General features: G+C 59.3%; 24 protein-coding genes. 13 read left to right on the top strand and 11 right to left on the bottom strand.

The genetic code is table 11. From position 1 onward, the window contains the following. Positions 1-22 precede the first annotated feature (22 nt). The 13 genes from pilM (at position 23) to phoU (ending at position 12,523) form a co-directional block, all read left to right on the top strand. Positions 23-1,606 carry a pilus assembly protein PilM gene (gene pilM / locus RI101_05890; GenBank protein MEC4889575.1) on the top strand — a complete coding sequence of 528 codons (1,584 nt, stop codon included), beginning with the start codon at positions 23-25 and terminating at the stop codon, positions 1,604-1,606. Beyond that, complete coding sequence (gene gspM, locus RI101_05885) at positions 1,603-2,151, top strand: type II secretion system protein GspM (GenBank protein MEC4889574.1); 549 nt, start codon at positions 1,603-1,605, stop codon at positions 2,149-2,151. The genes pilM and gspM overlap by 4 nt, the downstream gene beginning before the upstream one ends. Positions 2,152-2,176: 25 nt before the next feature. Next, positions 2,177-3,154 (top strand): type II secretion system minor pseudopilin GspK, encoded by a 978-nt coding sequence (gspK, locus tag RI101_05880; protein MEC4889573.1) that lies wholly within the window; start codon positions 2,177-2,179, stop codon positions 3,152-3,154. Between the two features lie 150 nt (positions 3,155-3,304). Beyond that, the gene (locus RI101_05875) at positions 3,305-4,405 is read left to right on the top strand and encodes a substrate-binding domain-containing protein (GenBank protein ID MEC4889572.1); all 1,101 of its coding nucleotides are present in this window, start codon (positions 3,305-3,307) and stop codon (positions 4,403-4,405) included. Between the two features lie 65 nt (positions 4,406-4,470). Beyond that, positions 4,471-6,015, top strand: coding sequence for a hypothetical protein (locus RI101_05870; GenBank protein MEC4889571.1), 1,545 nt, complete (start codon positions 4,471-4,473; stop codon positions 6,013-6,015). A 74-nt stretch (positions 6,016-6,089) separates the two neighbouring features. Continuing rightward, the gene (locus tag RI101_05865; protein ID MEC4889570.1) at positions 6,090-6,626 is read left to right on the top strand and encodes a Slp family lipoprotein; all 537 of its coding nucleotides are present in this window, start codon (positions 6,090-6,092) and stop codon (positions 6,624-6,626) included. Between the two features lie 59 nt (positions 6,627-6,685). After that, entirely contained in the window at positions 6,686-6,979 is a 294-nt protein-coding gene (locus RI101_05860; GenBank protein ID MEC4889569.1) for a hypothetical protein, read from the top strand. Further along, on the top strand, positions 6,970-7,908 hold the full coding sequence (locus RI101_05855) for a hypothetical protein (protein ID MEC4889568.1): 939 nt from the start codon (positions 6,970-6,972) through the stop codon (positions 7,906-7,908). Before RI101_05860 ends, RI101_05855 begins: the two co-directional genes overlap by 10 nt. A gap of 250 nt (positions 7,909-8,158) precedes the next feature. Then, positions 8,159-9,175, top strand: coding sequence for a PstS family phosphate ABC transporter substrate-binding protein (locus tag RI101_05850; GenBank protein MEC4889567.1), 1,017 nt, complete (start codon positions 8,159-8,161; stop codon positions 9,173-9,175). An 11-nt stretch (positions 9,176-9,186) separates the two neighbouring features. After that, complete coding sequence (gene pstC / locus RI101_05845) at positions 9,187-10,131, top strand: phosphate ABC transporter permease subunit PstC (GenBank protein MEC4889566.1); 945 nt, start codon at positions 9,187-9,189, stop codon at positions 10,129-10,131. Continuing rightward, positions 10,097-11,041: a phosphate ABC transporter permease PstA gene (gene pstA, locus RI101_05840; protein ID MEC4889565.1), complete on the top strand. Its 945-nt coding sequence runs from the start codon at positions 10,097-10,099 to the stop codon at positions 11,039-11,041. The genes pstC and pstA overlap by 35 nt, the downstream gene beginning before the upstream one ends. A gap of 4 nt (positions 11,042-11,045) precedes the next feature. Beyond that, positions 11,046-11,831, top strand: coding sequence for a phosphate ABC transporter ATP-binding protein PstB (gene pstB / locus RI101_05835; GenBank protein ID MEC4889564.1), 786 nt, complete (start codon positions 11,046-11,048; stop codon positions 11,829-11,831). Between the two features lie 23 nt (positions 11,832-11,854). Further along, a complete protein-coding gene (gene phoU, locus RI101_05830) occupies positions 11,855-12,523 on the top strand; it encodes a phosphate signaling complex protein PhoU (GenBank protein MEC4889563.1) in 669 nt (222 codons plus the stop codon). Positions 12,524-12,619: 96 nt separating this feature from the next. On the opposite strand, the gene RI101_05825 is transcribed toward phoU, so the two are convergent. The 11 genes from RI101_05825 to RI101_05775 form a co-directional block, all read right to left on the bottom strand. Beyond that, positions 12,620-12,868, bottom strand: a complete 249-nt coding sequence (locus RI101_05825) for a hypothetical protein (protein MEC4889562.1) — start codon at positions 12,866-12,868, stop codon at positions 12,620-12,622. A 42-nt stretch (positions 12,869-12,910) separates the two neighbouring features. Next, complete coding sequence (locus tag RI101_05820) at positions 12,911-13,423, bottom strand: phosphate-starvation-inducible PsiE family protein (protein ID MEC4889561.1); 513 nt, start codon at positions 13,421-13,423, stop codon at positions 12,911-12,913. 197 nt (positions 13,424-13,620) lie between these two features. Next, positions 13,621-14,520: a response regulator gene (locus tag RI101_05815; protein ID MEC4889560.1), complete on the bottom strand. Its 900-nt coding sequence runs from the start codon at positions 14,518-14,520 to the stop codon at positions 13,621-13,623. After that, complete coding sequence (locus tag RI101_05810; GenBank protein ID MEC4889559.1) at positions 14,517-14,876, bottom strand: Hpt domain-containing protein; 360 nt, start codon at positions 14,874-14,876, stop codon at positions 14,517-14,519. The genes RI101_05815 and RI101_05810 overlap by 4 nt, the downstream gene beginning before the upstream one ends. 37 nt (positions 14,877-14,913) lie before the next feature. Then, on the bottom strand, positions 14,914-16,134 hold the full coding sequence (locus RI101_05805; GenBank protein MEC4889558.1) for a SpoIIE family protein phosphatase: 1,221 nt from the start codon (positions 16,132-16,134) through the stop codon (positions 14,914-14,916). 13 nt (positions 16,135-16,147) lie between these two features. After that, positions 16,148-16,492 (bottom strand): STAS domain-containing protein, encoded by a 345-nt coding sequence (locus RI101_05800; GenBank protein ID MEC4889557.1) that lies wholly within the window; start codon positions 16,490-16,492, stop codon positions 16,148-16,150. A 67-nt stretch (positions 16,493-16,559) separates the two neighbouring features. Continuing rightward, positions 16,560-16,898, bottom strand: a complete 339-nt coding sequence (locus tag RI101_05795; GenBank protein MEC4889556.1) for an STAS domain-containing protein — start codon at positions 16,896-16,898, stop codon at positions 16,560-16,562. 16 nt (positions 16,899-16,914) lie between these two features. Then, a complete protein-coding gene (locus RI101_05790) occupies positions 16,915-17,967 on the bottom strand; it encodes a chemotaxis response regulator protein-glutamate methylesterase (GenBank protein ID MEC4889555.1) in 1,053 nt (350 codons plus the stop codon). 107 nt (positions 17,968-18,074) lie between these two features. Beyond that, positions 18,075-18,686 carry a chemoreceptor glutamine deamidase CheD gene (cheD, locus tag RI101_05785; protein MEC4889554.1) on the bottom strand — a complete coding sequence of 204 codons (612 nt, stop codon included), beginning with the start codon at positions 18,684-18,686 and terminating at the stop codon, positions 18,075-18,077. A 5-nt stretch (positions 18,687-18,691) separates the two neighbouring features. After that, positions 18,692-19,510 carry a protein-glutamate O-methyltransferase CheR gene (locus RI101_05780; protein ID MEC4889553.1) on the bottom strand — a complete coding sequence of 273 codons (819 nt, stop codon included), beginning with the start codon at positions 19,508-19,510 and terminating at the stop codon, positions 18,692-18,694. 118 nt (positions 19,511-19,628) lie between these two features. After that, entirely contained in the window at positions 19,629-20,090 is a 462-nt protein-coding gene (locus RI101_05775; protein MEC4889552.1) for a DUF420 domain-containing protein, read from the bottom strand. Positions 20,091-20,319: the final 229 nt, after the last annotated feature.

Raw genomic sequence — 20,319 nt, 5'->3', positions numbered from 1 at the left:
CGCACGTAGAATCGGAGCGACAATGGGCATTGCGACGGAATGTGTGGGATTGGATATCGGCCAAACCGGCCTGAAGGCGGTGCGTTTCCGCCGCCGGCTGAGCGGGCGAGAAACCATCGACTATTTCCATCATCCCATGCCGTTTGCCAGGCCGGAAGATCTTGAACCGGCTCGCCGGGTGCAGTCGCTGCGCGGATTTCTCTGGCAGAACGGCCTCTATGCCACGGATCGGCTGGTAACGGCGATCCCCTGCCAGGATCTGTTCGTGCGGACCTTGTCGTTTCCGTTCAAAGACGCCAATAAACTGTCGCAAGTCGTGCCCTTCGAGGTGGAAAATCTTGTTCCAATGGCCCTGGAGGACTTGACCATCGGAAGTCTCCTCTTGCCACCAGGCATGGACGCGGCAGGCGATCTCCGTCTGACAAAAGGATCCGACGTTCTTGTGACGGCGGCGCCAAAGAATAAAATCTCCGAACATCTGCGTTTTCTCGCCGAAGCCGACCTGGAGCCGGACGCCATCAACGTCGATGCCATGGCGCTGTTTTCCGTCACACAATACCTGCGCCAACAAGGAGGCTTGGTGCCGCAGGATCTGGCTATCATCGATGTCGGAGCGTCCAAGACCACCCTCTGCCTGATCCACGAAGGACGCCCGGTCGTCTTGCGGACCATTCTCTGGGGCGGCAATCACCTCACCCACGCGCTCGCGGCACGATATGCCTGCAGCTTTGCCGACGCCGAGCGGCGCAAGCGCACCTTGGCGGTGCAGCAAGTCGAGGCCTGGCTCGAACCGCTTCTCAAAGAATTACGCGTCACACTGCAAGCCTATGAAGGCACCGAACGCGGACGGCTGTCCCATTGCTGGGTATCGGGCGGCGGCGCCAAGCTCAAAGAAATCGGCGGATACCTTGCGCAGCATCTGGGGCTCTATCCCGTCGGCCCCAGGCAAGGATTTGGCGCCGCCAGCCCACGCGCGTTCTCCATCGCCTTCGGGCTGGCCATTCACCCCAAAATCGTCCGGCCTCGCTGGCGCTTCAAGCCAACCCCCGCCGGGCTGGCGCTCGATCTGAAGGCGGTATCCGACGCGGCGGCGCCTCAAACAGCCACGTCGGCCCAGGACCGCCGGCTGGCCATATTGGGTGCCGTCCTGCTGGGAGCCCTGGCCCTTGCCGACGGCGTCGTCCACCTGACCCTCAAAGAACAGCGCGTGGCGCAATTAAAGCAGGCCTTGCAGAAACAGTACGAACAGGGCTTTGGGCCAGGCGCGGCGCCCGGCGAAGAATTGGATCAAGCGCGCTTCCGCATTGCCTCCGTTGAAAAGTCGCTCTCCGCCATCGATAGTTCGCAGGGACAGCTGTTGGCGACGATGGCCACATTTATAAAACAGTTGCCGGCCGGCATCGCGGTCAAAGTGCGGGAATTGACCATCGATGGGGGGCTCGTACTCCTGGAGGGCGAAACCACCTCATTTGAAGCCGTGGAAAAAATCAAACAAACCTTTTCATCCGGCAGCCAATTCAAAGAGGTGGCCGTCAGCGAGACCCGGGTCGGAGCCTCGCCGAACCAGATCGTCTTCCGCATGACAGCCACGGCGGTGCAGCCATGACGCCGCAATTGCGCGAACGCTGGAAGCAACTGGCCACGCGCGAGCGGACCCTGCTCATGATCGGGGGCGCCGTCACCGCCGCCAGTCTGCTGTTCGTGCTGGCCATCGATCCCCTCCTCTCCACACTGGACCGTTTGGACCGGCAAGCCGCGAAAAAACACAAAGAGAGCGGTGAATTGGCTCTGCTCGCGCAGGATTACGCCGCGAAACAGGCGCGTCTCACTAAAGCTGAAAGCCGTATGCCGGCAGCCGACAGCGGATTTTCCCTCCTGGCCTTCATGGAAGACGCCGCGACGACGGCGCATATCCGCGACCGCATTGCCGGCATGCAGCCGCAACAGCAAACCCTGCCGCAAGGCTATCAGGAAACGGCGGTGGACTTGCGCCTCGAAGGGGTCCAATTGCCAGAGCTGCTGGCCTTGCTCCGGGAGATCGAGCAGGCTCCGTACGACCTTCACGTGCGGCATTTCCAAGTGCGGCCCAAGTTTGACAACCCCATGAATCTGGATGCGACGATTCGCGTGCTCAGCTTTGTGAAAGGATAACGATCGACCGGTCTGACGGCTCCCAATGCAACGCTCCACACACACAGTGCTGCGGCCAAAAGACGAACGGGGCGTCGCCCTCCTGCTAGCCCTCCTGATCCTCACCCTGCTGACCGCGCTCATTCTTGAATTCGACGCGGAAGCCCGCCGGGAATATCGCGATGCCGCGGCATTCCGAGATACCTTCAAAGCCAGAACCCTCACACGGGCGGCGGTGCAAGCGGCCCGCGCCGTCTTGCAACAGGATTTCCTCAAAGACAAAATGGCCGGCGAGGCCTACGATGCGCCCACCGACCTCTGGGCCATGCCGATCACAAATTACGCCATCGGGGACGGGTTGTTGAGCGCCCAAATCGAGGACGAACGGGGCAAGCTCAACCTCAACGATTTAGCCGCCAACGCCGGTGACGAACTGCAACGCAAGGCCAAAATCCAGCGATTCAAGCGGCTGTTCGAACTGATGCAGCTCAATACGGATCTCGTCGATGCCCTGGTCGATTGGGTCGATCAAGATGAGAATGCCGAACCGACCGGAGCGGAAAGCCTGTATTATCAATCGCAGCGGCCGCCCTACCGCGCAGCCAACGCGCCCCTTGCCAGCCTCAATGATCTCCGCCTCGTCAAAGGCTTCACGCAAGACATGATCGACCGGCTCGCGCGCTATGCCACCGTGTTCCCTCAGGAGGGCAACGGCTTGGTCAACCTCAACACGGCCGACCCGATCGTGATCCAATCGCTCGACCCCGCGATCTCCCAGGCGATAGCGGCAGAAATCGTACAAGGCCGCCCCTATAAGAAGAAGGAAGATCTGGATCGCATCGGCAGCTTTCAGGAAATCGGCGCAAAGTTGCGCGCCTCGCAGAGCGGATACGACGTGAAGAGCGACTTCTTCTCCAGCCGTCTCTCGGTCACGGTCAACGACGTGACCAAAACGGCCTGGGCCGTCCTGCATCGCGACCCCAGCAGAGGCGAGAGCACGGTGTTGTATTTAAGAGTATTCTAGCCACCTGAAAAACCTTCACGCTTCCCGATTACTTCGTTTCAAACGCATATTTAACATCCCTGTAACATTGAGGTTACGCTCCTGCAACCCGCCGCCGGTAGAGTCCGTCTCGTGATAATCGTCAACCATGTACACAGGGAGGATATGGGGATGCGAGCACACTCTTACCACACAGTGCGGACACAATCGGCCATGGTGCTGGGCCTGTCAGCAGTGCTGGCGCTAGCCTGCTGGACAACCGAAGCCAGGGCTGAAATCGCGGGACCGTTGTCGGCAGTCGGCGCCGACGCCTCGTTGTCCCATTACAATCCTTCCGCGCAAGTCTCCGGCAGTCTCAAAGTGCAAGGATCGGAAACCATGTATCCCCTGCTGAATCGTCTCAGCCTGGAATTTCAGCGGCGGCAGCCAAAGGTAGGGATCGAGGTGAAAGGTGGCGGATCGACCAAGGCGGTCGCCGACTTTCTCCAGCCGCCCCTCAGCAAGACCGGCAAAGTCATGCTGCAGGAAGAACGGGCCAAATACTTCACCCTCATGACCACCTCGCGGGAACTGTTCGATGCCGAAGTCAAAGAGTTTGTGGCCCAGCATGGCTATGAACCGACAGCGGTTCCGGTTGCGGTCGACGCAGTCGCGCTCTACGTGCACAAGGACAATCCGCTGCCTGGTCTCACGCTCGATCAGGTGGATGCCATGTTCTCGACGACCCGCAATCGTGGCTACAAATCGGCACTTACCCAATGGGGACAGCTCGGATTGACCGAAGGATGGGAGAAGGCGCCGATCCAGCTCTATGGGCGCGACCGGAAATCTGGGACCAGAGCCTTCTTCCAGGAACATTGCCTGGCCGGCGGCGAATTCATGCCAGGCCTGCACGAAGATCCGGGCGCGGCGTCCGTGATTCTGGACCTGAGCCGCGATCAATTGGGAATTGGCTATAGCGGACTCGGGCTCCAAGCCTCCAGCGTGCGGCTCGTTCCGCTCGCGGAAGCAGCCGGCATGCCGTTTGTCACGCCCTCGGCTTCGACCGTGGCGGATCAGACCTATCCCCTGCGGCGAGTGCTGTACCTCTACATCGATAAAGACCCGAAAACGCCACTCCCGGCTGCCGCGCAGGAATTCCTGACCTTCATCATGAGCCAGGAGGGACAAGAGGCCGTCATGAAAGCCGGCTTCTTCCCCTTGCCTCCCGTGCAAGCGGCCAAGAGCGCCGTGGCATTAGGGCTCACTTCAGCAAAATCGGCGGTTCAGTAGGTCGATGGGACGGACCCACATCGAATCCGCATATGACGTTCTTACAGCAACAGAAGGAGATCGAGATGAGAGGACTTCGTAGAATGGCCGGTATCGCCCAGATCGCGGCCCTGGCCCTGATCACGGGAGGACTGTCGGCCGCCTATGCCGAAGACCCACGCCCCGTTCAGTCCCCGGCGCAAGACGTAACGGTACAGGCTCCAGCCGCTAGAGAACTCCCGCCGGGCGGCATCTCGGTCGAGGATCTGCTCCTCCAAAAGGGCACGATCACGATGGATGAGTGGATTCAGATCCGCGCCGAGCAAGAATACAAAGTGGCCGATCAGACCAGACGGCTCGATTCGGTGGAAGAATGGAAATCGAAAACCGAACTGCTGCCGCTTCTTCGGGACAAAGTCAATTTTGGCCTCAACGCCCTACAGTTCCTCTATGGCCATGTCGATGCCAAAGTGCCGGAAGGCAAGAGCCAGGACAGTTTCTCGATTCGCCGGTCAGAAATGCTGTTTTGGGGCAAAATCAGTGAAACGATTCCACGCTGGCATATCTTGATGGAGTTCCAGAGCATTAACTTGACAAAGGACACTCCAAATACCGCAACCGGGGCTGGAACACCAACTTCTGCAACCTTCTTTCGAGAAACCTACGTGGACATCCGGCCAGTCCAATCCTGGGCGCCCAACCTCAATATGATCCGGCTCGGCATCTTCCGGATGCCCTTCGGTATCTTCACGGAAACCTCAGGAGGGTTGCGGGATATCATCAGCTCCCCCTACCTCACATCAGTCGGAGGTGGTGCATTTGGATCCACTCAAGAAAAGCACAACAAGAACGGCACAGGCGGCGCGATCGACTTCTTGCAAGAACGCGACTATTTCGCTGACGTGCGGGGGAAAATCGCCAATCGCCTCGAATATGTCGTCGGCGTGATGAACAACAACAACTTCCAGGCCAATTCCCTTGTGAGCACCACATCAGGGATCGGCGGCGGCAATCAGCCCAAAGCCTTTTACAGCCGGGTGCGATTATTCGGCAACGATGTTTCCTTTGTGAGTTTCACGACCATACAAGGCGAATCCAACAATGCCGGCACCCTGATCAACGGCCGCGGGAAAGGCGCCTTCGACCGGTACGGTGTGGACTTCCGCTACACATCGAAAATACTCCCGGGGTTTGTGGTGCAGGGAGAATATTGGCAGGGACACGACGGAGCCAACGCTACAACTGTTGGTGTGGGCGCCAACGGATCCTGCCTGACACAGAGCATTTGCGGCGGGTCCGGCGCACCAGGCATGCACCGGCGCACCTGGTATGTGCTCACCAAGTATCTCATCACCAGCGGGCCGCTGGAAAACTTTGAACCGACCTTCATGTATGAACAATTCGACCCCAACACCTGGATGTCCAACGACATCTATACGCGATCGATCGTCGGACTCACCTACTACTTCGAGAACTTTCCACCCAAGGTGCAGTCCAAGATCCAATTCAACTACGAGTTCCGGCACCACTCAGGCTTGGGAACCGGACCGAACACACCGGCCTACGACTCCAAGTCTGATCCGTTTGCGCAAAATGCCTTCTTTGTCCAGTTCCAAGTTCGCTTTATGTAATGCACTCACTGGAAATGCGCGCGCACCTGATTTTTAGCATTGCATTGTCTCATGGCTCGGAGTAAGGAGGAGATATGAAATTCGTCACCTTGAGCACGCTACTACTCGCCGGCTTGACTCTCAGCGCCTGCGCACCGACGGCCATATTTCCCCCTGACATCGTGAAGGGGGTGGATCCGAACTTCGACTTTGCCCGGTGGCGCATGGTGCCGAACCAAGCCGAAGCGAAAAAGATTCAACTGGGCGGGCGGATTGTGAATGCCGAGACAAAGGGCGAGAAGGTGACTGTCGTCGTTGCGCAACTGCCCATCGTCGAACATCCCGCCTATGGCCCCAAGGATACCGGGAAAAGAAGCGGCGAGTTTGCGGTTACCTATCAGGGAAAAGTCGATTCGACCTTTCTCCAGCCGGGCAATCGCATCATGGTCATCGGCACGACCCACGCGCCGATGGTCATCAGTGTTGACGACCTCCCACGGAGCCTTCCCACGGTCGCCGCAACCTGTCTGCATTTCTGGAAGACCGGCGGCCGCGACATTGCCGATTTTCCCTCGTACGGCGCCGGATATGAAACGCTGGAAGAAGAAACGGTGTGCGCCACCACCCCCTAGCAGGTGTTGAAATCGTCGCATCACGAAACGCACCACACCGTTCGATCAGCCCATGGCGAATGCCTGCCGCCGCCATGTGCCTGATCGGTGTGGCCGGTTGCGGATACGAGGCCGCGCTCCAACGCGAGACGCCAACTGGAGGGCTGGTGACCTTCTCCGTCCAATCGGAAGCCGATGTCCTCTCCTCGGATGGACGGCGAGAGGCGCTTCGCATCATGCAAGAGAAATGTCCGTCTGGCATACAAATCCTCAAAGAGGGCGACGTCCCCAAGGTCAGCCGGGCAGCCGATCGCGCCTGGGGACCGCAGATCGGCACCGATCGAATCTGGGGGATTCAATTCACATGCAAATAGGCAGGCTCGCTCAACGCATTCTCTTGTGCGGCGCGCTTGCAGTGGGCCTGGAGAATCTTTCAGGGTGCGGCCTGCTGAACAGCGAGCGCGTGCTGTATGACCAGCAGGACCTGCGCATCGGACTTGAAGCCGATCCCACAGTCTCCCGCTCAGGCCATCAGGCGCTCAATGATCATCCGGCACATCTCACCGACGCCGATCTCCGCGCCTTGCTCCAGATTATTCAAGTCAGCGGGTGGAGCGGAACGCTTACAGGCCTGATTGACACACCACGGCCCGTCCCCCTGTTTACCACACGACAACTCTCAATCATCTCAACAGTCCTGGTCTCGGCCTTCCGCGAGGCCAAACCGGCCGAACGAATCTTCTTCTCTTTGCCCAAGCCGGATGTCTCGTACAGCGAAGAGCGCACCGTCGGCGCCCTGTTTCTGCGAGGACGCTATCTGCACGTGGTCCTCACAGACCATTCTGCGTTCATGCAGGCCGATACCGCCGGGGGAGACCTCCGGGATATTCGCGATACCAAAGGTATGAAGCTCTGGGTCTCAGGCCCCGCTCAAGCCGCGATGGTGCCCGATCTCGACGAGCCGCAATGGGCGCCATTTGAAACCGTGCACCTCTCCCTGAACGTAAAAGACACTCTGGCGCAACTGGCCGCGCCTCTGCCGGCCCGAACACATCGTGGCTCCTCAGACTCGCCGCCCCTGGAAGCACCGTCTCCTCAGAAGACAGAGCAGCCTCGCGCGGCCTCGGACCATCTGCAACTCCAAATTCAAGAACTGACCAGCTCCAACCTGGAACTGCGCCGCCGTCTCGAGGAACAAACCAAGGCCATGGAACAGTTGAACCGCCAGATGGAACAACTGCGCCTGGACCTTGAGTCCGCCAAGCCCAAGAAACAGCCATCACGAAAATCCCCCGCCCAATAATTCTTTCTCCGCCAGTCTTCCCTCGCAGGCCAGGCTCGACGGAAGCCGGCTGCCGCCGTCCATATTCTCGCCGCCCATTCACCTGATTCAGATCCCGAGCCTCCGATCCACCAGCAGAAAAACGGAATGCCGGCCGGACAATGTTAACACCGAATTAACACCACGGTAACCTCACCGGAAGCCCGCTTGAGTATCCTGGCGCACATAGTCTTCATGCAGATCGACAAACAGAGATAGTCGAGGAGGCGCCATGCAATTCATTCAATCCTATGGAATGAGAGCGGTAATAGGCCTGGTTGTGCTGGGGCTCTCGGCTTGGCCCGCAGGTCCCACACAGTCTGAAACGACCACGCTGGTCAAGGTCGATGGATCGAGCACGGTGTTTCCCATCACCGAAGCGGTGGCCGAAGAGTTTCAGAAGGAGACGCGCGGATCGGTCCGGGTCACAGTCGGAATCTCAGGAACCGGCGGGGGATTCAAGAAATTTTGCCGCGGGGAAACCGACGTGCAGGATGCCTCCCGCCCTATCTCAGCCAGCGAAATGGAAGCCTGCCGCGCCAGCGGCATTCAATACTACGAATTGCCGATCGCCTTCGACGCGCTGACCATCGCGGTGAGTCAACAGGCAACTTGGATTGATTCGATCACGGTCGCGGAGCTGAAAAAGATCTGGGAACCGGCCGCCCAAGGACGTGTGATGAAATGGAATCAGATCCGCTCCACCTGGCCAGATCAGCCGCTGAAACTCTTCGGCGCCGGTTCGGACTCCGGTACCTTCGACTATTTCACCGAAGCCGTCGTCGGCAAAGCCAAAGCGAGCCGCGGCGATTATACGGCGAGCGAAGATGACAACACGCTGGTGCAGGGCATCTCCAACGACAAACAGGCGCTGGGCTATATTCCCTACGCCTACTTCGAGCCGAACAAGAAGCGATTGAAAGCCGTCGCGGTGGACGGGGGATATGGACCGATGCGGCCGTCGAGAGAGACCGTCGAAAACGGATTGTATCAGCCGCTCTCCCGCCCGATGTTCATTTATGTGAATGTACCAGCGGCCAGCAAGCCGGAGGTGAAGCGCTTCGTCGAGTTTTATCTGGCCCAGGCTCCGACCTTGGTGCCTCAAGTGAAGTATGTGCCGCTCCCCAAAGAAACCTATAGCCTCGTGCTCTCGCATTTTCAGAAGGGAAAACTGGGAACAGCCTTTCAAGGCCATTCCACCATTGGCTTGACCATCGAAGATCTCCTGAAACGGGAAGCGACGCTCTAAGAGTATTTCAGATGGATGCTGATGTGGTGAAAGCCCAGGTCTTCAAAAAGGCCGCCGCCTCTCGGAGGGCCGCACTCCTGCCCCCCCGCGTCAAGGAGAAGGGCATTGAGCTGCTGTTATTCCTGGCAGCCTTAACGTCCGTGGCCATCACCGTGGGCATTGTCGGAGTGCTCGCCTACGAGTCATTCGCCTTCTTTCGGCATGTCTCGTTCATCGAGTTTATGACCGACCGGCAATGGACGCCCCTCTTTGCCGAGCCGCATTACGGCATGCTCTCGCTGGTGTCCGGTACGTTGGTGACGACAACCGTCGCCCTGCTCGTCGCAATCCCGTCCGGCAGCCTGATTGCGATCTACCTGAGCGAATACGCGCCGCACCAGGTCCGCGAGGCGGTCAAGCCGGCTTTGGAACTCTTAAGCGCCGTCCCCACTGTAGTCTATGGATACTTTGCGTTATTGTTCGTGACTCCCGCCCTTCAAAAGCTCTGGCCGGATCTTCCGGGCTTCAATATGCTCAGCGCCGGACTGGTCATCGGCATCATGATCGTGCCATACGTCAGTTCCGTCAGTGAGGATGCGATGCGCGCCGTGCCGGTCTATCTTCGGGAAGGCGCCTATGCCCTGGGCGCCACCAAAATGCAGACCGCGCTGCGGGTAGTCGTTCCCTCGGCGCTCTCGGGGATTGCCGCCGCCTATGTGCTGGGCGTCTCCCGCGCAATCGGGGAAACCATGGTGGTGGCGATTGCCGCCGGCATGCAACCGACACTGACGTGGAATCCGCTTGAACCGGCCGCCACGATGACGGCCTATATCGTGCAAGTCAGCCTCGGCGATGTGCCGCACGGCAGCATCGGCTATCAAACGATTTTTGCGACAGGTCTGACGCTCTTATTGATGACACTGGTGTTTAACATTGCCGGCCATGTCCTCAGAAAACGCTATCGACAAGTCTATTAAGCCCGCCTCGTTGCGAGGGATCATCGCGCGCCACAAGCGCGCTGATCTGCTCTTTGCGCTTCTGGGACTGATGGCCATGCTGGTGGCACTCGCCGTCCTACTGGCCCTCCTCGGTCAGCTTGCCTTGGATGGCATCGGCCGCCTGTCCTGGCAATTCCTGACCTCCTTTCCGTCGCGGTTTCCAGAGCAGGCCGGCATTCTGAGCGCCTGGATCGGGACCCTGCTCGTCATGTTCCTGACGGCACTGACCGCGGTTCCGTTGGGACTGGGGGCGGCTATTTATCTGGAAGAATACGCGCCCAGGAATTGGATGACCGACCTGATCGAGATCAACATTGCGAACCTGGCCGGCGTGCCATCGATCGTCTATGGCCTGATGGCACTCGGGCTGTTCGTGTACGAATTTCATCTGGGGCAGAGCTTCCTGACGGCCGGCTTGACCCTGGCTATGCTGATCCTGCCGATGGTCATCATCGCCACGCGTGAAGCGATTCGGGCGGTGCCGCCGCAGATTCGGGAAGCGGCCTACGCGCTGGGCGCCACGAAATGGCAAACCGTCAAGGATCATGTGGTGCCCTACTCGATGGGCGGAATCCTCACCGGGTTGATCCTCGCCCTGTCGCGGGCCGTCGGCGAAACCGCGCCGTTGTTGACCGTCGGGGCCTTGTCCTTCATCGCGTTTCTTCCGCATCCCCCCTGGCAGCCGGAGAGGCCCTTTGTGTCGTTCGAGTGGATCTTCGATCCGTTTACCGTCATGCCCATTCAAATGTTCAACTGGGTGTCCCGTCCACAGGAAGCCTTCCATCTGAACGCCGCTGCCGCAGGAATCGTGCTGCTCCTGATGACCCTGGCCATGAATGCGCTTGCGATCGTGATTCGGGCGCGTTTCAGAAAACGGATCCATTGGTGATGCGATGACAATCACAGCCGAAGTCCGCCCGCCCTTGAAAGCTGAAGCAAAAGGCTTGAGCTTCTATTACGGGAGCGTCCAGGCTCTCAAGCAGATCTCCCTGGCGCTTCCCGAACGCCGGGCGACGGCCCTCATCGGCCCGTCCGGATGCGGCAAGACGACCTTCCTGCGGTGCCTCAATCGCATGCACGATTTATATCCCGGCAACCGGTACGAGGGCGAAGTGCGGCTCTATCCGGACGGGATCAATCTGATTGCCCAGGACGTGGATCCGATCGAAATCCGGATGCGCCTCGGCATGGTGTTTCAAAAACCCAACCCATTCCCCAGCTCCATTTATGAGAATGTGGCTTACGGCCAGCGTATCCGCGGCATCGCACGACGCCGGGATCTCGACGAGACGGTCGAACGCGCCTTGCGCGACGCGGCGCTGTGGACGGAAGTCAAAGACCGGCTCCACAGCCTCGCCTTCAATCTCTCGGGAGGCCAGCAGCAGCGGCTCTGCATCGCCCGCGCACTGGCCACCAATCCTGAAATGCTGCTCTTCGATGAACCGACCTCGGCGCTGGACCCGACCGCCACGGCCCGAATCGAGGAGCTGATCACGGCGCTCAAGGAGAAAGTCACCATCGTCATTGTGACCCATAACATGCAGCAGGCGGCGCGGGTCTCGGACTATACGGCCTTCATGTACGAAGGCACGCTGGTCGAGTGGAACCGCACGGACATCATGTTTACCAATCCCTCGAATACTCTGACCGAGGAATACGTCACCGGCCGGTTCGGCTAACAACGGCAGAAACGGGAGCTGCGATGCACCGACACATTGACCAAGAACTCGCCGAGTTGAGAGCGCAAATATTGCGGATGGGCGCCCTCGTCGAAGAGCAAATTGCGGGTTCGATCAAGGCATTGGTCGATCGTGATATCGATCTGGCCTCACGCATCATCGAGCGGGACACCCTGGTGAATCGTTTCGATGTGGACATCGATGAACGATGCATCCGGCTCCTGGCCCTTCAGGCGCCGGCGGCCGGAGATCTTCGGTTTGTTACAACCGCCATGAAAATCTCCACCGAACTCGAACGGATGAGCGACCTGGCCGAAAATATCTGCGAGCGCGTCATCGAGCTCAACGAAGAGCCCCAGCTGAAGCCCTACATCGATATCCCCCGCATGGCCGATTGGGCGATGCGGATGGTGCGGGAATGCCTGGATGCGTTTGTGCGGTCGGACGCGGCGCTGGCCAGAAAAGTCTGTGCCGACGACGACGGCGTCGACAATCTGACCCACCAGCTGTTCCGGGAACTCCTCTCCTTTATGATCGAAAATCCCGGCACGATCTCCCGCGCGATCCGCCTGACGTTCATCGGCAAATACATCGAGCGCATTGCCGATCATGCCACCAATATCTCTGAACTCGTCATCTATATGGTGGAAGGCAAGATTATCCGCCACATGCCCCCCTCCGGCGCATCCTGACCAGAACGAAGAGTCTGTGAAGGGCAGGCGGGTTCCCCGCTGGATTGATTCAATGCGAAGCCTTCCTGCCATGAAGGCGGCCGGTATTGACGAGGGCTAGGCGGCGTAGAGGGTCGAAAAGAGGGTATAGTCACTGCGATACCGGCGAAGCGTGATCTTGCCGTTGCGGGCCAGCCGATCGACGGCGTGAAAGACTTGACTCCAACTATAGTCGGACATCAAAACAACCAACGTATCCAATCCGATCACGGCCTGCTCCTCGAGGTGGTCGAGAATGCCTTGTTCAAGGGCCTCAAGCGGCGTCTGACACATGGTCGGCCTATCCAGCAATTCAATACTCGGCATAATATCCTCCTGAAACGGTCACAATACGACCCAAACCACACCCTATGCCTGCGGCACGTGCGCCGATTGTGCGGGACTAAAACGCACCGCCACGACACGGATCGATCCCAGCGTAAGCAAAATGCCGGCCAGCAGGGCCAGTTTCTGCCACTCGCCTCCCGTAAACCACAGGGAAATCACTTCTGTCAGCATCACAACCAGAACCGTATCGACAATGAAGGTGACACGCACTCGCCCTTCAGAGAAGTAGGCCAGAGTCGTTTTGAGCACTTCCACGACCGCTAACAGGGTCAGCGTATTGACGATGAGATGCCGGAGCCCGATCTCAACATCGGCAGTCCAGACCAGATGCAAACCGATGAACGTTTTGATCACGCCGCCGGTGAATCCCACCAGAATGGTGATAATCAGCAGGCTCAAGACCACCTGGGTGCCCTTCTCCCAAATTGCCGCCAAGTCCGACGGACTGGCATCGCGCCAGGGCTTGGGAAACCGCACCCCGTTCCATGTTGCGGCAAAGACTCCGGTCATCGCCACTGGACGTCCGCTCATCATTCCTCTCTCCCTTCGGTGAAAGCGTCACCAGGCCTGTGTACTAAACAGGACTCTACCGGTCCCCTATTCCAGAGGCGTCACAGGAGCGTTAATTTTCCGTTAATTCAGGCAGCGCCTGAGAGACAGGAGAAGACCGCGTTGGAAGCACGCGCGGAAAGAGACGAGGAGAGACGATCACACGATCCTGTTCACCGCCGTTAATCCAGGGGGACCGAGAAGGTGACGGCATTGCCGTGCTCGTTATAGCTGAGCGAGGGAAAAAACGAGCGCGCCAGGAAGATGCCGCGCCCGCTGGTGTCTTCCACATCACAGGCCATGTGGGCCTGGCGCAGCACACCCTGCCAATCGAATCCCCGCCCCTCGTCGGCGATCGTGTATTCGAGCACACGAGCGATCCGGTCGCAGTGAACGTGGATCGTCACGGCGCGTGGCGTACGGCGGGACTGGAGCAGCCGTTCCTGCACCAGTTCGCCGTAGCGATTCTGCGCAATGGCCTCCTGCTTGCCATGGTACGAAATGTCCAAGGTGCCATGTTCGACGGCATTGAGCAGCAATTCCTGCAAGGCCCCCCGCAAATGCAGCCGGGTCGTATCGGACAGCGTCGTGGCCGTGGCGCGCAGCAGCCAGGAGACGACACCGGGAATATGAACGGGATCCGATTCCATGGCCAGACTGTAATCGGACCGGAGAATGCCGGACAGACCTTCGATGTCGATCGACCGCTGATGCCGGGCGCGCTGCAGCGCATGGGACAGTTCCTCAACCCCGATCGGCTTGTGCAAATAATCGACTGCTCCGGCCCGGAGCGCATGAATCACCGCCTGCTCGGATTGCTGTTCGGACATCACAATCACCGGGCAGGGCGCCAGCCGGCTTCGAAGCGTCTTCGTCAGAGCAAGCCCGCCCCCTTCCGGAAGAAAGGAATCGGTCAGCACAATGTCCGGAGTGGTCAGGTCAATCGTCGCCAGCGCCGCGGCAGGATCGGCAACGGTAATGACGGAAAATCCCCGTTCCTGCATATGGCTGAGAATGTGCGCTTGGGTGTCCTGGCACGGATCGACGACAAGCACTGTGCAGTCTGGAGTACTCCGATTCATACCTGTTCCCCTTTGGCAAGAATGGCCCGCAGCGCTTCGAGCAACTGCTGCAGACCGGTTTCCACACGGGCGTAGACCGGTGCCGCCTCCGGCAGCCTCCCGGCTCGTCCCAGTCCCTCCAGCTCTTTGAGCGACTCGTAAAGCGCCGGAGAGGAAAATTGCAATACCGCCCCCTTCAAATGATGCGCCGTGCGGGCGACGGCTACCGGATCGCCGGCCGCAAGGGCCGCCCGGATCGCCGCGAGATCATGCGGCGCCTGTTCCAGCAGCATCGCCATCAGCGTGCACAGGAACTCCATATCGTCATCGACACGAGCCAGCGCCTCGTCAAGATTGAAGACCGTGGTGGTATCCATGGCTCCGTTCCTCTCTCCTCCCTGCGGCATCACCGGTTCAGCCGAGGCATTCCAACCCCATCAACGCCGCATCGTCGGGAAAGCTCGCGGCCCCGTGCCAGCGTTCGGCTTCCGCCAGCAGCTGAGGCAGCACATCCGCGAGAGGGCGCGAGACGGTGTCTCGGAGAATCCGCCCCAGACGCTGCAATCCCCACACCTCGCCCGCCGGTGAGGGCGCCTCATAGAGGCCATCGCTCATCAAGAGCACGCGGTCACCCGGAACGAGACGAGCCGTCTTCAACACATAGGACGTATCCGGCAGAAGACCGAGAGGCAGCCCCGGTTCGGTCAGCCACTCGATCGATCCATCCCGGTGTTGCACCAGTGCGCCCCCGTGCCCGGCGGTCGCATACCGGAGCGTGCGGTCATGCAGTGAAAGGCTCCCCATCCAAATCGTAAAATATTCCCCTTCCGGCGTCATCGGGTAATGCCGGTTGGCTTCGGCCAGCATGCATGAGGGATTATTGGCCTCGATGCAATGACGGAGATTCTCCGGGCGAAGAAACGTCGAAAAGGACGCCGCGCGGAGCGCCGGGGAGACGCCGTGCCCGGAGGCGTCCAGGATATAAAAATACAGCGAGTTCTCATCCCAGCGGGCGAGATTGAAGAGATCCCCGCCAAGCGCGAGAGAGGGGCGGTACACCCAGGACAACTGAAGCCCGGGGGCCACCTCGCCGGCTTGCGGGAGCAGCGACTCCACGTAGAGCGCGGCCGACCGCAATTCCGTTTCCAACTCCTCCTGCTTGTGCTTCAGGGCATCGCGCGTGTCTTCAATACTGCGCACCAGCGCGGCCGACCGCAGCCCGGACTGCACCCGCGCCAGCATTTCCTGTTTGCTCGCCGATTTGCTCAGAAAATCGTCGGCCCCGCGCGCCAGCCCTTCGGCAATCTGATCCGGCTCGTCATGCGACGTCATGAGGATGATGTGGGAGGTCTGGAGATGCGGATCGCTCCGGACCGCCTCGCAGACGGTCGGCCCGTCCATTTCCGGCATCATCCAATCCATAATCGTCAGATCCGGACGCTCGCGCCGGATCGCCGCCAACCCCTCCAGGCCGCTGGCGGCTTCGATCACACGAACCCCCATGCGTGAAAGCCGCGCCGCCAGGCTCAGCCGCGTCACCGGCTCATCGTCCACGATCAATACGGTGGGAATGCGGCCCAGCGACAGGGAGGCCGCGTGAAGAGTCGTCCAGGCGCTGGAGAGATCGTGCGGCATGGCAGGGATCGGGCTAGGCCGCCTCTGCGCGCCCGGTGATAGCCTCATGCTCGTTATCGAAGACCGGAATCAGCTTGGGAATATTCGCCAGCCCCAAGATCTCCCGCACATAGCTCTGCGGCCGCAGCATGCTGATCTTCCCCTGAGCCAGCTTGAAATTCTGCGAGACCAGCGCCAGCAGCCCAAGCCCGGAACTGTCCACAAACCGGACATCCGCCATATTGAGGATGACGTGCCGGCAGCCTTTCTGGCGCAAGGCCTCCACCGTGGCCTTGAAGGCCTCGCGGTGCGCATAGGTTAAGTCTCCGCTAAGATCGAGCACCACAGCGTTAGGAACCGATCGTTCTGTAATCAGCATACCCGCTCCTTTTATATTCACTGTCGATGAGCCACATCTTCCTGTGCGCCAACCTTTTCTTCGGACTTCACGCCGCCTTCCCGCCAAGCGCCGCCGCTTCGTCGGGAAACGTCGGAATCAGCTGATCGATACGGGCCAGGGCCAGGACTTGCTTGACGGCTCCCTGCGCGCCAACCACGCCGAGCGTGCATTTGACCAGCTTGCACTGCTGTGCCGCGATCGCCAAGAGGCCGATGGCGGCGCTGTCGATAAAAGTCACGTGCCGAAAATTGAACAGCACGTGGGTGGCCCCGCGTTTCGTCAGGGTTCCCAGCGCAGTGGTAAAGGCGTTGCGGGCGCTGAAATTGAATTGGCCGTCGAGATCGAGAATGTCGGCGGATCCTGCTGTGCGGTGTGTGATCTGCATACGCGGCTCCTGCTGGTTACGAACGACGGGACACCTCGGTCAGAATGGCGCTGGGAATATCGTTGAGCGGCAGCACCTTATCGACGCCGCCCATTTTGATCGCTTCCTTCGGCATGCCGAAGACCACACAGCTCGCCTCATCTTGGGCGATGTTGTAGGCGCCGGCCTGCTTCATCGCCAGCATCCCCTTGGCGCCATCGCCGCCCATGCCCGTGAGAATCACCCCGATCGCGTTGGCGCCTGCATATTGCGCCACCGAATCGAACATGACGTCCACCGACGGGCGGTGGCGGTTGACCGGTTCATTTTGATTGATGCGGACCGAATAGCGCGCGCCGCTCCGGACCAGCGTCATGTGATAGTTGCCCGGCGCGATCAAGGCGTGGCCCGGCAGCACACTGTCGCCATCCTCCGCTTCCTTGACGGAAATCCGGCACAGTTGATTCATGCGATCGGCCCAGGTCTTCGTAAACCGTTCCGGCATATGCTGGGTGATCACAATGGGCGGCGTATTGGGCGGCAGCACTTCGAGCACGTTTTTCACCGCCTCGGTGCCGCCGGTCGAGGACCCAATGGCGATGATCGTATCGGTCGTCTTGATCATGGCCGACCCGAGAAGTTTCGGAGGGGCCTTTTCCCCCGAAGCCGCAGCCTCCCTGGGGCGCACCGTCGCTCTTGCCGCCGCCTTGATCTTGGAGATCAAGTCCTGCGACACCTCCTCCATCCCTTCCCGAAGATCGATTTTGGGTTTGGTGATGAAATCCACCGCTCCGAGTTCCAAGGCCCGCAAGGTGGTCTCGCAGCCGGCTTCCGTCAGAGAACTCACCATGATGACCGGCATCGGGCGGCCCCGCATCAGCTTTTCAAGAAAGGTCAGCCCGTCCATTTTGGGCATTTCGACATCAAGCGTCAGGACGTCCGGATTCAACGCTTTGATCTTCTCGCGGGCAATGTAGGGATCGGGAGCGGATCCGATCACCTCGATCTCGCGGTCCTTGGCGAGAAGCGAGGCCAGCACCTGCCGCATGAGCGCGGAATCGTCAACGGTCAGTACGCGTATTTTGGCCATAAGAGTCTCCAGTTGGCTCGGAGCGAGGGGCTCGGGGCAAGGGGAGAGCTCGAAACAGTCAACGCTTCACACCCGCTCGCCACGCGCCTCTGGCCACTCGCCTGTTCCTAGAACAACGTCACATCCTCCGCCGGCTGCTGCTTGATCTGCTTGATCTGCGCCGCGTATTCCGTCTCGCGCTCGAAGATCGTCTTATTCTTCACCCGTTCGATTTTCTTCATCAGCACGCGGCCCGACTCGGTGAAGTAATAGACCTTTCGAGGAAACACATCCCCAAGGTCGGTTTTGGCCGGCTTCAGCCCTTCCGTCTTGAGAAAACTCAACACCCACTCGGCATTCCTGGCGCCGACATCGATGTTGCCCTCATAGATCTTCCCGGCGCCGAACAATTTGACTTCAAGGCGGCTCTTGATGCCGCCCCGCTTCAGAATCTCGTTGATCAGCGATTCCATCGCATAGGAGCCGTAGCGCGTGGATTCCCCCCAGGAGTCGTTCCCGCCCTCTTTCGGCTCGGGCAGCATAAAATGATTCATGCCGCCCACGCCGACGATGGGATCGCGAATGCAGGCAGAAATGCAGGAACCCAGCACGGTGTAGACCACCATCGGCTCACGGCTCACGAAGAACTCCCCCGGCAGAATCGAGGCGATCTCATGCGGAAACCGATTGTCGTGCATGCGCCGAATATGGGCAAATTGATCCGTATCAGTCGGTGGCATAGGACTTACCGCTCCTTCTGATAAATCGTCGGGGCCAGCGTTTTAAAGGGATGGGTCACCCACTGCAAACTCTCGGAGTGCCCGATGAACAAATACCCGCCCGGTTTCAAGTACCGATGGAACTTATTGACCAGCTTTTCCTGGGTCGGCCGGTCGAAATAGATCATGACATTGCGGCAAAAGATCAGGTCCAGCGGGCTCTTGATGGGAAACTGATCGTCCATCAGATTGATGCGCCGGAACCGGATCATGTCCGCCAGATGAGGCTTGACCTTGAGCATGCCGGCGCTCTCGCCGCGGCCGCGGAGAAAATGCCGCTTGACGATCTCCTCCGGCACATCGCGGACGCGCTCCTCGTCATAGGTGCCCGATGCCGCCTTGGCCAACACGCGAGTCGAAAGATCGGAGGCCAGGATTTTAAAATCCCATTGGGAGGGATTCTGCACACCGTCGTAGAGCGTCATGGCGATCGTGTACGGCTCTTCGCCGGTCGACGACGCCGACGACCAGATGCGCACGCGCTTGAGCTGGGTCAACTCCGGAAGAATCCGGTCACGGAGAAAATCGAAATGTTTCGGTTCCCGGAAAAAATCGGTCTTGTTGGTGGAAATCAGATCCAGCATCCGCGTGAATTCCTCACGCGACGTTTCCAGCGTCACCTTTTCATAGTAGTCCGAAAACGTGTCCAGCCCCAGATCACGCAGGCGTTTGGAGAGGCGGGAGGCCAGGAGCGACTTCTTCTGCTCGCTCAGCGAAATCCCGCTCTCGTCGTAGATCAACGTCCGGAACCGCTGAAATTCATCAGGAGAAATCTCGTATTCCATGGGCGCCTGCTCTCCAAAATATAGTGTCCTGAGCCCCGGATCCCGTCCTAAGGCTATTCCTCTATCGGACAGGCCTGGACGATTCTTAACCGGCGCGGCATCGAAATCAGCACCGCCCTTAGGAGGGAAACCATTGAAACAGCATGAGGTAGACCAAATAGGCCGTCACCATCGTGCCGGAAAACGTCCACACCAGCACCTTGCCCATGCGGCGATGGCGCGTCATACCGGCCGCCATGGCTCCGACGCTGCCATACCGCAACCGATGGAGCCCCATATAGAGGTTATAGGCCCCCAGTCCGATCGTGGTGACCGCCAAGGCCATATGGATCGAGAAGAGAGGCGCGTACAAGGTCCAATATTGATGCTCGGTGCCGCCGAAGCGTTCGCGGCCAAAGATGAGCTGTTTCAAGACATAGGCGATCAGCCAAATCCCGACGATCGTGCAGGCGATGATCATGCGCCGGGAATGATGCGTCACATCGTGCTGATGCGCCGCCTTCACGCCGGACAAGGCCACCAGGTAGGCCAGAGTAATGCTGGAGAGTACGCCGTACCACAGAATCGTTTTCAGGTCCATGACAGCCCTCTCTTCGCCGGAGTGGATACGGAACAATGCCTTCACCGAATCCTCTATCGGTTATGGAGGGCAGAATCTTAACGGGATGTAAGAGAGAAGAACGGCGACTTATTACAGGATCTGGCTCATCGGCAACAGGAACATCCTAGAGGGCCACAGCACACCACGATCGATTGATAATCATAAATATATTCTATAATTGCAATGACATATAACGACTACAGAAATA

The sequence above is a fragment of the Nitrospira sp. genome (assembly GCA_035968315.1).
In the GTDB taxonomy this organism is placed as follows: Bacteria; Nitrospirota; Nitrospiria; order Nitrospirales; family Nitrospiraceae; genus Nitrospira_D.
The sequence above is the reverse complement of the archived record's forward strand: the minus strand, read 5'-3'. Positions and strand labels throughout refer to the sequence as shown.

Coding starts and splice junctions, on each gene's coding strand:
- pilM (MEC4889575.1), top strand. CDS start 23: ATGGGCATTGCGACGGAATGTGTGGGATTGGATATCGGCCAAACCGGC.
- gspM (MEC4889574.1), top strand. CDS start 1,603: ATGACGCCGCAATTGCGCGAACGCTGGAAGCAACTGGCCACGCGCGAG.
- gspK (MEC4889573.1), top strand. CDS start 2,177: ATGCAACGCTCCACACACACAGTGCTGCGGCCAAAAGACGAACGGGGC.
- RI101_05875 (MEC4889572.1), top strand. CDS start 3,305: ATGCGAGCACACTCTTACCACACAGTGCGGACACAATCGGCCATGGTG.
- RI101_05870 (MEC4889571.1), top strand. CDS start 4,471: ATGAGAGGACTTCGTAGAATGGCCGGTATCGCCCAGATCGCGGCCCTG.
- RI101_05865 (MEC4889570.1), top strand. CDS start 6,090: ATGAAATTCGTCACCTTGAGCACGCTACTACTCGCCGGCTTGACTCTC.
- RI101_05860 (MEC4889569.1), top strand. CDS start 6,686: ATGCCTGCCGCCGCCATGTGCCTGATCGGTGTGGCCGGTTGCGGATAC.
- RI101_05855 (MEC4889568.1), top strand. CDS start 6,970: ATGCAAATAGGCAGGCTCGCTCAACGCATTCTCTTGTGCGGCGCGCTT.
- RI101_05850 (MEC4889567.1), top strand. CDS start 8,159: ATGCAATTCATTCAATCCTATGGAATGAGAGCGGTAATAGGCCTGGTT.
- pstC (MEC4889566.1), top strand. CDS start 9,187: ATGGATGCTGATGTGGTGAAAGCCCAGGTCTTCAAAAAGGCCGCCGCC.
- pstA (MEC4889565.1), top strand. CDS start 10,097: ATGTCCTCAGAAAACGCTATCGACAAGTCTATTAAGCCCGCCTCGTTG.
- pstB (MEC4889564.1), top strand. CDS start 11,046: ATGACAATCACAGCCGAAGTCCGCCCGCCCTTGAAAGCTGAAGCAAAA.
- phoU (MEC4889563.1), top strand. CDS start 11,855: ATGCACCGACACATTGACCAAGAACTCGCCGAGTTGAGAGCGCAAATA.
- RI101_05825 (MEC4889562.1), bottom strand. CDS start 12,868: ATGCCGAGTATTGAATTGCTGGATAGGCCGACCATGTGTCAGACGCCG.
- RI101_05820 (MEC4889561.1), bottom strand. CDS start 13,423: ATGATGAGCGGACGTCCAGTGGCGATGACCGGAGTCTTTGCCGCAACA.
- RI101_05815 (MEC4889560.1), bottom strand. CDS start 14,520: ATGAATCGGAGTACTCCAGACTGCACAGTGCTTGTCGTCGATCCGTGC.
- RI101_05810 (MEC4889559.1), bottom strand. CDS start 14,876: ATGGATACCACCACGGTCTTCAATCTTGACGAGGCGCTGGCTCGTGTC.
- RI101_05805 (MEC4889558.1), bottom strand. CDS start 16,134: ATGCCGCACGATCTCTCCAGCGCCTGGACGACTCTTCACGCGGCCTCC.
- RI101_05800 (MEC4889557.1), bottom strand. CDS start 16,492: ATGCTGATTACAGAACGATCGGTTCCTAACGCTGTGGTGCTCGATCTT.
- RI101_05795 (MEC4889556.1), bottom strand. CDS start 16,898: ATGCAGATCACACACCGCACAGCAGGATCCGCCGACATTCTCGATCTC.
- RI101_05790 (MEC4889555.1), bottom strand. CDS start 17,967: ATGGCCAAAATACGCGTACTGACCGTTGACGATTCCGCGCTCATGCGG.
- cheD (MEC4889554.1), bottom strand. CDS start 18,686: ATGCCACCGACTGATACGGATCAATTTGCCCATATTCGGCGCATGCAC.
- RI101_05780 (MEC4889553.1), bottom strand. CDS start 19,510: ATGGAATACGAGATTTCTCCTGATGAATTTCAGCGGTTCCGGACGTTG.
- RI101_05775 (MEC4889552.1), bottom strand. CDS start 20,090: ATGGACCTGAAAACGATTCTGTGGTACGGCGTACTCTCCAGCATTACT.